Origin of the sequence: Oleiagrimonas sp. (genome assembly GCF_027858935.1) — a bacterium.
In the GTDB taxonomy this organism is placed as follows: Bacteria; Pseudomonadota; Gammaproteobacteria; order Xanthomonadales; family Rhodanobacteraceae; genus Oleiagrimonas.
Genome location: NZ_JAQIBU010000253.1, coordinates 1 through 12,390, shown reverse-complemented (window position 1 = coordinate 12,390; position 12,390 = coordinate 1). Strand labels below are relative to the sequence as shown.

Sequence of the window (12,390 nt, the reverse complement as noted above, 5' to 3'; positions counted from 1 at the left end):
AAACTACCCGACTGGGCGGTATCGATTATCGCCATGTCCGCCTCGGGCAGTTGAAACTCGAGTTCGTGGTAGCCGTGGAGAAAAAGCAGGCCGTACTGGCTGTTTTACCCATCGATGCGGGCAAGAATCTGCTGCGTACCGCGCTGGGTCTGGACAAGCCCGAACACAGCCTGCAGGACAGCGGGAAACTGGACAAGCTGATCCAGAGCGATGGTTATCAACCCTACTCGCTGGCCTATATCGACTTCACCCGCCTTCCAGCGCTGATCGCCGGTGAAAAGGACCCCTTGCTCAAGGCGCTGCTGGCATCCGCGCCGGCCGCGGCCGAAAAGATCCCGGCCAGCTGCAAGGCCGACTTTGACCGCATCGCCTCTCGTGTACCCATGATCAGCAGCGGCATGACCGCGATGAAGGCCGACCAGGTCGGATATCGCATCAATGTCGCGCTGGCTTCCGACATCGCCAGCACCTTCTCCGGGATCCATGTGAAGCTGCCGGGTCTTGGTGGTTCGCTCTCGGCGCCGCTGGATCTCGCGATCGCGTTTCCGGTCAAGGAATTTCGTCAGTTCTGGATGGCCCAGGCCGATGCCGTGGCCGCCAAACCATTCACCTGCCCGGCATTGACCCACCTCAACCAGGGATTCGCGAAACTGCGCATGGCGGTGCAAAAGACCGCCGTACCCCCGGTCAACGACTTGCGAGGCTTGCAGATCAGCATCGACAGCATCGATCTTCCCGACGCGGGCAAACCCACGGTCGCCGGCCGCGTGCTGATCGCATCGGATAACCCGGAAGGCATGATCGCCATGGCACAAATGGCTGTGCCGGCGCTGCGTACGTTGCAGATTCCCAAGGACGGCAAGCCCGTGGCACTGCCGGCCACGCTGACCAGGATGGCAGGCGGACAACCGGCCTGGGTCGCGATGAATGACCATGTGCTGGCATTGGCACTCGGTTCCGGAGAGGACCAGCGTCTAGCCGAAAGCCTCAAGTCCACATCCGATGTGTCCGGCGCAGTCTCGAACTTCCATATGGATGGCAGCATGTATCGCAAGTGGCTCGCGATCCTGAGCAAGGCCATGGACACCAAGATGAAGACCAATCTCGACAGCAATGCTGCCAACGACTTCATGAAGAACATGCAGCAGATGAAGGCCCAGGCCGAGCATGTCGATGCCATCAATGAGGACATCCATGTGGATGACCATGGCGTGGTGATGAACGTGCATGTGAAGCGACACTGAGTCAAAACTCCAGCGGCTGCCATCGCACGATGCTCCGCGAAAGGCCTCCTGCCTGCTGCGCAGGAGGCCTTGGGAGAAGGGTGGCTTTCAAGGAAGATGCACCTGCGCGGCGCGGTTACCTGCAAGACAGCTGCCTGTGCAAAATGCATCGGCATGCTTTTGATCCCGGCCGGGATGCCTGGACCCCAACCGGCATCCCCTTGATCAAGGAGGTGTGTTGCGTGGCACAGGAAGGTTCTTGCCCCTGTGGGGCGCGGCTCAGAACCGGTGCACGCGGTCCTCTTCGGACTCGACCAGCTCGACACCGTCCATGCCCTGGCTGAGGCTGTTGGCATCGCCCCCCTGAGACAGCTTGATTTTCAGCCGCACCTCGTTTGCACTGTCGGCATGGCGCAGGGCGTCTTCGTAACTGATCTCGCCGGCGTGGAACAGCTTCACAAGGCTCTGGTCGAAGGTCATCATGCCCAGATTGGTGGACTCCTTCATCACGTCCTTGAGCTTGTGCACGTCGCCTTGCCGGATGTAGTCCTGCACCAGCGGCGTACCCAGCAACACTTCCATGGCGACCTTGCGTGACTTGCCGTCCGGCGTCGGGATCAGCTGCTGCGCGACGATGCCCTTGAGGTTCAGCGACAGGTCCATGAACAGCTGCTGGCGCCGGTCCTCGGGGAAGAAATGGATGATGCGGTCAATGGCCTGGTTGGCGTTGTTGGCGTGCAGGGTGCACAGGCACAGGTGGCCGGTTTCGGCAAAATTGATCGCGTGTTCCATGGTCTCGCGGGTACGCACCTCGCCGATCATGATCACGTCCGGGGCCTGGCGCAGGGTGTTCTTCAGCGCGTTGTCCCAGGTCTCGGTATCGATGCCCAGCTCACGCTGGGTGATGATGCAGCCATCGTGCTTGTGCACGTACTCGATCGGATCCTCGATGGTGATGATGTGGCCGGTCGAGTTGTGGTTGCGGTGGCCGATCATGGCCGCCAGCGAGGTCGATTTGCCGGTGCCTGTGGCGCCGACAAAAATGATGATGCCGCGCTTGGTCATCGCCAGTTGCTTGATGACCGCCGGCAGGTCCAGCTCATCGATGGTGGGGATCTTCGACTCGATCCGGCGCAGGACCATGCCCACGCAATTGCGCTGGTAGAAGCACGAGACACGAAATCGGCCCACGCCCTGCGCGGAAATGGCGAACTGGCATTCGTGGGTCTTCTCGAACTCCTCGCGCTGCGAGGGCGTCATGATGTTGAGCACCATGTCGCGCGACTGCTGCGCGCTGAGCGGTTGCTGGGTCACCGGCACGATGCGCCCGTTGACCTTGATCGACGGTGACACGCCGGCCGTGATGAACAGGTCCGAGGCCTTCTTGTGCACCATCAGCTTGAGGAAGGAGGTGAAATCGATATCGGCCATGATGAAGGCTCCCGCGGGGACCGGTGAGGTGTCGGTCGGATACGGGTCTGCCCGTGCTCCGCCTTGCTTCGAGGTCCGGCACCTCGCTGTATTGTGATGGTTCCGAGTGTACTGCCGTTGTCGGCCCGCATGCGCGGGTACAGGTGCTTACCTGAAAATGTCCTTGTTCTTGGCGTAACTGCGCGCGTTGTCGCGCGAGACCACGCCGCGCTTGACCAGGTCTTGCAGGCACTGGTCCAGGGTCTGCATGCCATGCTGCTGGCCGGTCTGGATCGAGGAATACATCTGCGCCACCTTGTCCTCGCGGATCAGGTTGCGGATAGCCGGGATGCCAACCATGATCTCGTGCGCCGCGATACGCCCCCCGCCGACCTTTTTCATCAGCGACTGGGCGATCACCGCGCGCAGGCTCTCGGAAAGCATCGAACGGACCATCGGCTTCTCCCCGGACGGGAACACGTCGATGATGCGGTCGATGGTCTTGGCGGCCGAACTGGTATGCAGTGTGGCGAATACCAGATGGCCGGTCTCGGCCGCAGTCAGGGCCAGGCGGATGGTCTCCAGATCGCGCAGCTCGCCGACCAGGATGTAATCCGGATCCTCGCGCAGCGCCGAGCGCAGGGCCTCGTTGAAGCCGTGTGTGTCGCGATGCACTTCGCGTTGGTTGACCAGACATTTCTGGGAAGTGTGCACAAACTCGATCGGATCCTCGACCGAGAGGATGTGGCCGTATTCGTTCTTGTTGATGTGGTCGACCATCGCCGCCAGCGTGGTCGACTTGCCCGAGCCGGTCGGGCCGGTCACCAGGATCAGTCCCTGCGGCTGCTCGATCAGCTCGCGGAATACCGGAGGACAGCCCAGGTCCTCCAGCGTCAGCACCTCGGCGGGAATGGTGCGAAACACCGAGGCCGCACCGCGTTGCTGGTTGAAGGCGTTGACGCGGAAACGCGCCAGGCCCGGAATCTCGAAGGAGAAGTCGACCTCGAGGAATTCCTCGTAATCGCGACGCTGCTTGTCCGACATGATGTCGTACATCAACGCGTGGACCTGTTTGTGGTCGAAGGCCGGCGTATTGATGCGGCGCACGTCGCCGTCCACGCGGATCATGGGAGGCAGGCCGGCGGACAAATGCAGGTCCGAGGCCTTGTTTTTGACCGAAAAGGCCAGCAGTTCTGCGATATCCATGCACACTCCCCTCAGGAAGACATTCACCAGTACCGACCGCCGGCGCATTCGGCACGAGGCATCGGTTTGTCGTAGTGTCCCTGAGTATAACCACGCGCATGGTGCCTGTGTGCGAACTTTCAGGCGCCAGGGCAAGCGATTGGGACACCCCACACACTTCAACGGAGGCAACGCGATATGCATCGCATCACATTCATCGGCGGCGGCAATATGGCACGCAGTCTGGTCGGCGGACTGATCAGCAAAGGCACCGAGGCCTCGGCCATCGCCATCGCCGAACCCCGCCCCGAAGCGCGCCAGGCACTCGAACACGACTTTGGCGTGACCACTTTCGCCGAAGGCATGAAGGCCGTGGATGGCGCCGAAATCGTGGTCCTGGCGGTCAAGCCCCAGGTGTTGCCGGGGGTATGCGGCGACCTGGCCGAAATCATTGCCCGGGACAAGCCGCTGGTGGTGTCCATCGCCGCCGGCATCCGCACCGACCAGCTCGAGCGCTGGCTTGGCGACACCCCGGCGATCGTTCGCTGCATGCCCAACACGCCTTCGCTGATCGGCGCCGGCGCCACGGGGCTGTTCGCCAATGCGCAAGTCAGCGACAAGCAGAAGCAGCAGGCCGAGGATCTGCTGGAAACCGCAGGCCTCACCGCCTGGATCGAGGACGAGTCCCAGATCGACACCGTGACCGGCATCTCCGGTTCCGCACCGGCGTATTATTTCCTCATGGTCGAGGCTCTGGAGGACGCCGCCGTGGCGCGTGGGCTGCCCCGTGAAACCGCGCGCAAACTCGCGGCACAGACCTGCATGGGCGCCGGGCGCATGATGGTGGAGGGCAACGAGTCGCCCGACGCCCTGCGCAAGCGCGTCACATCGCCCAACGGCACCACACAGGCGGCGCTGGAAAGTTTTGCTGCCGACGGCCTGCGCCAGATCGTTGCGCGCGCCGTGGACGCCTGCGCCACGCGTGGTGCGGAACTTGCCTCCGACAATGACTGACGGGCACCGGGAACACGCGCCATGAGCTACTTCGCCAACGCCGCCCAGCTGCTGCTGGAATTCGCCTTTGGAGCTGCCGTTACACTGTTCGTGCTGCGGATTCTTGCAGAACTCTGGCGCGTGCAGTTCCAGAACCCGGTCAGCCAGTTTCTGTATCGCTACAGCAACCCGGTACTGGCGCCGGTCCGCCGCATCATCCCGAACTGGGGTCGGATCAACCTGGCCGCGGCCCTGGTCGCACTGGTGCTCGAACTGGTCAAGCTGGGGATGGAGTTCGCCCTGCACGGCATGCTGCCGCGACCCGTTGGCTGGCTGGTCCTGGGGCTGGGCCAGTTGCTGGACATGACGATGCTGATCTACATCGTGCTGGTGTTTGGCTGGTCGCTGTCCAGTTTGGTCGGCGGCGACACCAGACATCCATTGCTGCGCTTTGTTTCTCAGCTTGTCGAACCGCCGTTGCTTCCGCTGCGTCGCCGCATGCCGACCATGGGGGGGCTCGATTTTTCTCCCGCCGTGGCGATCCTGGTGCTGTTCCTGCTGCGCATCCTGGTGGCTCAGCCGATCATTGATCTCGGAGCGCACCTTGCCGTTGCCGGCTGACCCCGACCTTAAGGAGTTCCTGCCATGAATCCCATGTTTCGCCGTTTCGCCTGGACTGCAGCACTGGCCTTGCTTGTGCCGGCCACGGCTCTTGCCCAGGGCGTGCTGCACAAGGGCGACCTGACCATCCGCTACAACGCCCTGCCCGCCACCGCGCTGCCGGCGCAGTCCGCCAGTGCTCTGGGCGTCAAGCACAGCGCCGGACAGGGTCTTTTGAACGTGATGGTGTCCACTTCAGAAGGCGACAATGCCCCCGGTGTCGAAGCTGACGTCAGCGCGCGTGCGCTGGCCGAAAACGGCACGGCAATCCCGGTTCACATGCGCGAAATCAAGGAGGCCAACGGGATCTCCTATCTGGGAACCTTCCGCATCCGGCATACCGGGAGCCTGCGCTTCGACCTGGACGTGACCGCGCCGGGGCAGGCCACGCAACACATCCACTTCAAGCACACCTTCGTGATCGATTGAACCCGGGCCCGGATGCGGACCATCACGCAGCCCGGACAAGCCAAGCGCATCCGGGATGCATTCCACGGGAATGCTCACTCCGACAGGTCCTGTCTCCCGGAGCAACCCATCCGCCCGGCTTTTTCGAAAGCCTCAGGACCGCGTTGCGGCCCGCCCCGGATGCGGCCGGGGCCTTATCCGGGCTACGCCGTGAGTGGGCGTCCGGCCCAGCTTTTGATGATGGCGTGCAGGGCGTCCAGGCCATCGAACAGCGCTGCGGGCCCCGGCTGCAGGATGATCGGCGACTTCACTTCGTGCAGCTCGCCGTCACGCACGGCCGGCACGTCCTGCCAGCCCGGTCGCGCAGCGACCTTTTCGGGACGGAACTTCTTGCCGCACCACGAGCCGATCACGATGTCCGGCGACCGCCGCGCGGGTTCCAGCGGATCGGCCAGGATGCGGTCCCTGCCCAGGGATTTCTCCGCCAGTTCGGGAAAGATGTCGTCCCCTCCGGCGATGCGCACCAGCTCGGCCACCCAGCGGATGCCGGTGATCGGCGGCTCGTCCCACTCCTCGAAATAGACTTTCGGCCGCCGCGGCAGCTTTGCTGCCGCAGCGCGCACGGCCTCGATATGCGCTTCGGCCTTGCCGGCATAGGCTTCCGCGGCTTGCGCTGCCCCCACCATCGCGCCCAGGCGGCGGATGTAGCCGAGGATGCCGGGCACGCTGCGGTGGTTGCTGATCCACACTTCCACGCCGGCCTTGATCAGGGCCTGGGCGATGTCAGCCTGGAGGTCGGAAAACCCGATCGCCAGATCCGGCTCGAGCGCCAGGATGCGGTCCAGCTTGGCGCTGGTGAATGCCGAAACCTTGGGCTTGTCCCTGCGCGCCTCGGACGGACGCACGGTGAATCCGGAGATGCCGACGATGCGGTGCTGCTGACCAAGCGCGTACAGGACCTCGGTCGGTTCCTCGGTCATGCACACGATGCGTTGCGGAAACAGGTCGTTCACGGATACAGCAGGCCATGGGTCCAGGTATCACCCTGAAGCTCCCAGCGCACCCGTTCGTGCAGGCGGAAACGGGCGCCGTACCAGAACTCGATGGCGTCCGCGCGCACCAGATAGCCGCCCCAGTGCGGTGGACGCGGCACGTCAACACCCTCGAACCTGTTTTCGTACTCGGCCACCCGTGCCTCGAATGTCTCGCGATCGGGCAGCGGCTCGGACTGGTGCGAGGCCCATGCACCGATCTGGCTGCCGCGCTTGCGGGTCGCGAAGTAGGCATCGGATTCGGCGGCGGACAGGCGTTCGACGCGACCCTCCACGCGCACCTGCACCCCTTCGCGCAGCTGTTTCCAGTGAAAGATCAATGCCACCTGCGGATGGGCCTCCAGCTGCCGGCCCTTGGCGCTCTCGTAGTTGGTGTAGAACCGGAAACCCTGGGCATCGACGCCCTTCAGCAACACGATCCGGGCATGCACGCGGCCGTCCGGCGCGGCGGTCGCCAGGGTCATGGCTTCCGGCTCCCGGTCGGGCGAGGCCCGGGCCTCGTCCAGCAGGCCGCGGAAGGTTTCGAGAATGGTGTCGTTGAGCATGGCGAGGCGTCCGCAATGGAGGAAAGACTATGCTGGTCGTGCCACGTCCAGCCTGAACCTGCATGCTAGTGCACGGCCCCACCCGGGTCGAACCCCATATATCCATTTGCCATGCCATCGCGCAGCGCCGCCGCACTCTCCAACGATCTTGCCCGGCGCGTGCTGGATGCCTTCCAGGCGCGCATCGCACCAGCACGGCACATGTTCGTGCTCGGCCTTTCCGGACCTCAAGGCAGTGGCAAAAGCACCCTGGCGCGGTCGCTGGCAGACGTGGCGCGTCGCAGGGGCCTGCCGGCACAGACGCTGTCGCTGGATGATTTCTATCTGGGCCGCCGCGCGCGACGCAGGCTCGCGCGTGAGGTGCATTCGTTGCTGCGCACGCGCGGTGTGCCCGGGACCCACGACCTGGCCTTGCTCGAACGGGTGCTCGATGGACTGACCGTCGCCACGCCAGCGCACCCGGTCGCCTTGCCGCGCTTCGACAAGGGCCATGACACACGCCGCCCGCCCTCGCGCTGGCCACGCGTCACGAACCCGCCCCGCCTGCTGGTGCTGGAGGGTTGGTTCGTGGGCCTGCTCCCGCAAGCACCTGCGGCACTGGTCGAGCCCGTCAATGCGCTGGAGCGCAACGAGGACCCGGACGGTGCATGGCGGCGCTACGTCAACGCATGCCTGCAGGCAATGCAGCCGCTGTGGACGCAGCTGGATGCGCTGGTGGCGCTTGCGGCACCGGACTGGCCCCAGACATGCCGTTGGCGCGAGCAGGCCGAACATGACCTGCGCAGGCGACATGCACCGCAAGCCATGAATGCGCAGCAGCTGGCCCGCTTCATGCAGCATTTCGAGCGTCTTAGCCGTCATGCTGCGGACACGCTGCCCGCATGCGCGGACCTGTGTGTCAGGCTGGATGCAGCGCGCCGGGTGGAGTGGTTTGGCCTGCGCGAGCGCCAAGGCGCCCCGCCGCGCGGCTGACAAGGATCCCACACAGCCTTGCACTGGGTGTCACGCGGGGTGTCCCGGTTGCAGCCGAGGGCCGCCGAAGCGTCAGCCTTGGCGGCGCGCAAGCAAGGCGGCGTAGCCATCGCGCGCGTCCGGCCAGAGTGGCGCAAACCCGCTGTCCCGCAAACGCGCGTTGGACAACCGCTTGTTGCCGATGCCATGCGGCGCATCACCTTCAGGCACGGCCGGCGCACCCAGGCAAGCGGCCAGGAAATCGTACAGTTCAGCCAATGGAAGCGGCGTGTTGTCCACGCCCAGGTACAGCGGCGCAGGATCGGGCAGGCCCAGCAGGTGGACGATGGCGGCAGCCGCATCCTCGGCGTGAATGCGGTTGGCCCAGAACGTGGGTCGCAGCGGCGCCCTGGCACGGCCATCGCGGATGCGTGCATACAGGCTCTCCCTTCCGGGACCATACAGGCCTGCCAACCGCAGCACCGTGGCCGGCAGACCGCTGGAAGCCAGCCATTGTTCGGCCTCCAGCAGCAAGCTGCCGTTGAAGCCCATCGGCATCGGTGGCGTGTCCTCGTCGACCCAGTTACCTGCGTGGTCGCCATATACGGCGCTGGAGGAGACGAACACAATGCGCTGCAGGCGCGACGTGTCCAGTACCGCAAGCAGGTTGCGCAGTCCATCGAGGAATACCCGACGATAAGCCTCCGGTGTGCGCGTGTCCGGGGTCGGAAGATAGACCAGTTGGTCGATGCCCGGCGGCAGCATCAACAGACTGGCCGGATCGGACAGGTTTGCACGCAAGGCGATGACGCCCTCCGGCAACGGACGCGCCGAGCGGCGCAGACCGTGGACCCGCGAGCCGAGCGCATGCATGCGTCGGGCCACGCGCTGGCCGACATCTCCGCAGCCAGCCACAAGTACACGCGGCATGCCGTTGGCATTTTGATTTTCCGAGGCTGCTAGCATCGTCGCATGAACCCTTCTTCGAACCTGTTCCTGATAGGCCCGTCCGGAGCCGGAAAGACGTCCATCGGACGTCGCCTGGCCGAACACTACGGCCTGATATTCCTGGACCTGGACCGCGAGATTGAGGAGCACACCGGGGTCGACGTCTCCACCATTTTCGAGATCGAGGGAGAAGCCGGCTTCCGGCAACGCGAGGCGTCCATGCTGGCTCAGTGTAGCGAGCGCGAAGGGGTATTGCTTGCCACCGGCGCGGGCGCCATTCTTGACCCGAAAAGCAGGCGACTGCTGCACCAGACCGGATTCGTCGTCTGGATGCAGGCAAGCGTCGACCAGCAATTGCAGCGACTGCAACGGGACCGCGCCCGCCCGCTGCTGGTGGGCGTGGACCGCAATGCGCGCCTGACCGCGATGGCGGCCCAACGCAACCCGCTCTACCAGGAAATCGCCGAACTGGACATCCCCGGACACAATGAACGCACCAGTCGAGCCTTTGCACGCTGTGTACGCCGCATCGAAGCACAATGGCAGCGCCTGACCACGACAACCCCACCATGACCGCAATCCATACCCTGGACGTAGGGCTCGGCCCGCGCAGCTACAGCATCCACATCGGCCCTGGCCTTCTCGGCGATACCGCACGCTGGCGCCCGGCCATCAGCGGACGCCAGGTTCTCGTGGTCAGCAACACCACCGTGGCACCGCTGTATCTGGAACGCGTTGCCGCAGGACTGGAGGGCTTGTCATGGGAACGGCTGGCACTGCCCGATGGCGAGCAGTACAAGAATATGGAGCATGTCGCCCGGGTGTTTGACACCCTGGCCGAACTGGCCGCCTCGCGCGATGCCTGCATTGTTGCCCTGGGCGGCGGCGTGATTGGCGACCTGGCCGGTTTCGCTTCGGCCTGCTGGATGCGCGGCATTGATTTCGTGCAGATGCCAACCACGCTGCTGGCCATGGTTGATTCCTCGGTGGGCGGCAAGACCGGGGTCAACCTGCCCGCGGGCAAGAATCTGGTCGGCGCCTTTCATCAACCGCGCATGGTGGTCGCCGACACCGACACCCTGGCCACCCTGCCCGTGCGCGAATACCGCGCCGGACTGGCCGAGGTGGTGAAGTATGGGGCACTGGGCGATGCCGATTTCCTGGCCTGGCTCGAGGATCACGCCGAGGCCCTGGATGGCCGCGCGGACGATGTGGTCGCCGAGGCCATTGCGCGCTGTTGTGCGCACAAGGCTGCCATCGTCGCCCGTGACGAGACCGAACGTGGCGAACGCGCGCTGCTGAATCTGGGCCACACCTTTGGCCATGCGCTGGAAAGCACCTGTGGCTACGGCACCCTGCTGCATGGCGAGGCCGTGGCCATCGGCATGTGCCAGGCCGCCAAGCTCTCCACCCGCCTGGACATGGCCAAGGCCGGGGATGGCGAACGCCTCGCGCTACTGCTGAAACGCCTGGGACTTCCGGTCACACCACCGGCTGGACTGGACCCGGACGAACTGCTCAGGCACATGCGTCTGGACAAGAAGAACCTGGGAGGACGACTGCGCCTGATCCTGTGGCGCGGTATCGGCCGCGCCGAAATGATTTCAGGCGTCGATGAAGCGGACGTGCGGGCCGTGCTGGCCGACTGAAGGGGCCGGCTGCAAATTCAGACGGCCCGAAGGCTCAGAATCCGAAGATCGGCTGCAGCATCCGCGCCACTCGACCCGGAAAACGCAGTGGCGCGTCCAGTGCTGCCAGGCAGATGCAGGGCTCGCCCCTGGCAGTCACCGGCTGATGCTCGACTTCACCGTCCAGATCGGCGACATCGCCGGGCCCGAAGTGACCCAGGTCATCGTCATAGGCGCCCTTCAGGATGAGTGTCAGCTCACTGCCCTGATGGCTGTGGACCGGCAAGCTCTTGCCCGGCGCGATGCTCAACAGCATCAGATCACCACCTTCAACTGCCCGTGCACGCACGCGGCGAACACCCGGCACCAGGGTCCGCCAGCGCAGACCGCTGTAACTGCTGCCGAAATAACGATGCAGGAATTCGGGCAACCGGTCGGGGTCGTGCCGGCGCGGGCCAAGCAGGTCGAGCGCATCCGGCTCGGGAGCCGTCTCGGTTTCCGCCTCGTCCTCAAGCCGCGCAAGCATGGCTGCGCGAGCCACGGGATCGACGCTCGCGGACTCCTGACGCTGAATCAGCGCCCCACCCACCCGGTCGGCCACCGACAGGCGATCGCGGCAAACCTTGCACGTGGCCATGTGCGTGGCGGCCACGATCATGAGGGGCATGGACAGTGCACCCGCCGAGTAGCTGATCAGGGTGGCTTCGTCGAGATGATGGACCGGGCTCATGACTCCCTCCGGACATTCAGGCTCAAGGTGCCAAAGGCCTTGCGCAGGCGGGACTTGACCGAACCCAGCGGCATGCTGAGTTCTTCGGAGATTTCACGGTGGCTCTTGGCTTCGAAATAGGACATGCGGATCAATCGCGCCTGCATGGCGGGCAGTTCAAGAATGGCCTTCTTGAGTTCTTCGTGTTCGGCGAAGGCTTCGGTTTCCGAACGTTGGGCTTTGGGACGCTCCCGTTCCAGTTGTTCCAATCCATCCTGGATCGGTTGCCAGTCCGGCTCGCGCCGAACGTGGTCGATGTACAGGTTGCGTGCGATGCGGAAAAGCCAGGTCGACAGGCTGGCGCGCTCCGGATTGAACTGGGCAGCCTTGCGCCACAAACGCAGCAGCGCCTCCTGCACCAGCTCCTCGGCCAGACCGGGGCGTACCCCAAGGCCCATGAGATAGCGCTGCAGACGCGGTGAAAAATGATCGTAGATCTGCATGAAGCAGTCCCGATCACGGTGGGTGGCGATTGCCTCCATCTGGGGAGCCCAGGATGTGGTTTCGTCACCTGCCTTGTTGACGGAAGTGGACACGAATCGATGCGCCCGGAAAGGCGTCACCCTCATCTGTGGTGAATCAGTCTTCATCATAGCCGTAACCCGAAGGCCCGTGGAT

General features: G+C 64.3%; 14 protein-coding genes. 7 read left to right on the top strand and 7 right to left on the bottom strand.

Annotation, left to right across the window (positions count from 1 at the left end; all coding sequences use genetic code 11):
- On the top strand, nt 1-1,244 hold a 1,244-nt coding region (locus tag PF446_RS09320; protein ID WP_298071151.1), incomplete at its 5' end, for a hypothetical protein.
- A gap of 258 nt (nt 1,245-1,502) precedes the next feature.
- Here the strand turns inward: PF446_RS09320 and PF446_RS09315 are convergent.
- Nucleotides 1,503-2,654, bottom strand: a complete 1,152-nt coding sequence (locus tag PF446_RS09315) for a PilT/PilU family type 4a pilus ATPase (RefSeq protein WP_298071150.1) — start codon at nt 2,652-2,654, stop codon at nt 1,503-1,505.
- 147 nt (nt 2,655-2,801) lie between these two features.
- Entirely contained in the window at nt 2,802-3,839 is a 1,038-nt protein-coding gene (locus PF446_RS09310; protein ID WP_298071149.1) for a type IV pilus twitching motility protein PilT, read from the bottom strand.
- Nucleotides 3,840-4,016: 177 nt separating this feature from the next.
- On the opposite strand from PF446_RS09310, the gene proC reads away from it, so the two are divergent.
- From proC to PF446_RS09295, 3 genes are read left to right on the top strand one after another with little or no spacing between them, the layout of a single operon-like run.
- Complete coding sequence (gene proC, locus PF446_RS09305; protein ID WP_298071148.1) at nt 4,017-4,832, top strand: pyrroline-5-carboxylate reductase; 816 nt, start codon at nt 4,017-4,019, stop codon at nt 4,830-4,832.
- A gap of 21 nt (nt 4,833-4,853) precedes the next feature.
- Entirely contained in the window at nt 4,854-5,432 is a 579-nt protein-coding gene (locus tag PF446_RS09300) for a YggT family protein (RefSeq protein ID WP_298071147.1), read from the top strand.
- 24 nt (nt 5,433-5,456) lie between these two features.
- Nucleotides 5,457-5,900, top strand: coding sequence for a DUF4426 domain-containing protein (locus tag PF446_RS09295; RefSeq protein ID WP_298071146.1), 444 nt, complete (start codon nt 5,457-5,459; stop codon nt 5,898-5,900).
- A gap of 182 nt (nt 5,901-6,082) precedes the next feature.
- Here PF446_RS09295 and PF446_RS09290 read toward each other — a convergent pair whose 3' ends face one another.
- Together PF446_RS09290 and pdxH are read right to left on the bottom strand one after the other, a co-directional pair.
- Complete coding sequence (locus PF446_RS09290) at nt 6,083-6,859, bottom strand: ABC transporter substrate-binding protein (protein ID WP_298071153.1); 777 nt, start codon at nt 6,857-6,859, stop codon at nt 6,083-6,085.
- Nucleotides 6,860-6,888: 29 nt separating this feature from the next.
- The gene (gene pdxH, locus PF446_RS09285) at nt 6,889-7,476 is read right to left on the bottom strand and encodes a pyridoxamine 5'-phosphate oxidase (protein ID WP_298071145.1); all 588 of its coding nucleotides are present in this window, start codon (nt 7,474-7,476) and stop codon (nt 6,889-6,891) included.
- 111 nt (nt 7,477-7,587) lie between these two features.
- On the opposite strand from pdxH, the gene PF446_RS09280 reads away from it, so the two are divergent.
- Complete coding sequence (locus PF446_RS09280; RefSeq protein ID WP_298071144.1) at nt 7,588-8,448, top strand: kinase; 861 nt, start codon at nt 7,588-7,590, stop codon at nt 8,446-8,448.
- A gap of 72 nt (nt 8,449-8,520) precedes the next feature.
- On the opposite strand, the gene PF446_RS09275 is transcribed toward PF446_RS09280, so the two are convergent.
- Nucleotides 8,521-9,357, bottom strand: coding sequence for an SDR family oxidoreductase (locus PF446_RS09275; protein WP_298071143.1), 837 nt, complete (start codon nt 9,355-9,357; stop codon nt 8,521-8,523).
- Nucleotides 9,358-9,399: 42 nt separating this feature from the next.
- Here PF446_RS09275 and PF446_RS09270 point away from each other — a divergent pair, with 42 nt between their 5' ends.
- Together PF446_RS09270 and aroB are read left to right on the top strand one after the other, a co-directional pair.
- Complete coding sequence (locus PF446_RS09270; protein ID WP_298071142.1) at nt 9,400-9,948, top strand: shikimate kinase; 549 nt, start codon at nt 9,400-9,402, stop codon at nt 9,946-9,948.
- The gene (gene aroB / locus PF446_RS09265; protein ID WP_298071141.1) at nt 9,945-11,024 is read left to right on the top strand and encodes a 3-dehydroquinate synthase; all 1,080 of its coding nucleotides are present in this window, start codon (nt 9,945-9,947) and stop codon (nt 11,022-11,024) included. The genes PF446_RS09270 and aroB overlap by 4 nt, the downstream gene beginning before the upstream one ends.
- Nucleotides 11,025-11,058: 34 nt before the next feature.
- On the opposite strand, the gene PF446_RS09260 is transcribed toward aroB, so the two are convergent.
- Nucleotides 11,059-11,733, bottom strand: a complete 675-nt coding sequence (locus PF446_RS09260) for a ChrR family anti-sigma-E factor (RefSeq protein WP_298071140.1) — start codon at nt 11,731-11,733, stop codon at nt 11,059-11,061.
- Nucleotides 11,730-12,365 carry a sigma-70 family RNA polymerase sigma factor gene (locus PF446_RS09255; protein ID WP_298071152.1) on the bottom strand — a complete coding sequence of 212 codons (636 nt, stop codon included), beginning with the start codon at nt 12,363-12,365 and terminating at the stop codon, nt 11,730-11,732. Before PF446_RS09255 ends, PF446_RS09260 begins: the two co-directional genes overlap by 4 nt.
- Nucleotides 12,366-12,390 lie beyond the last annotated feature (25 nt).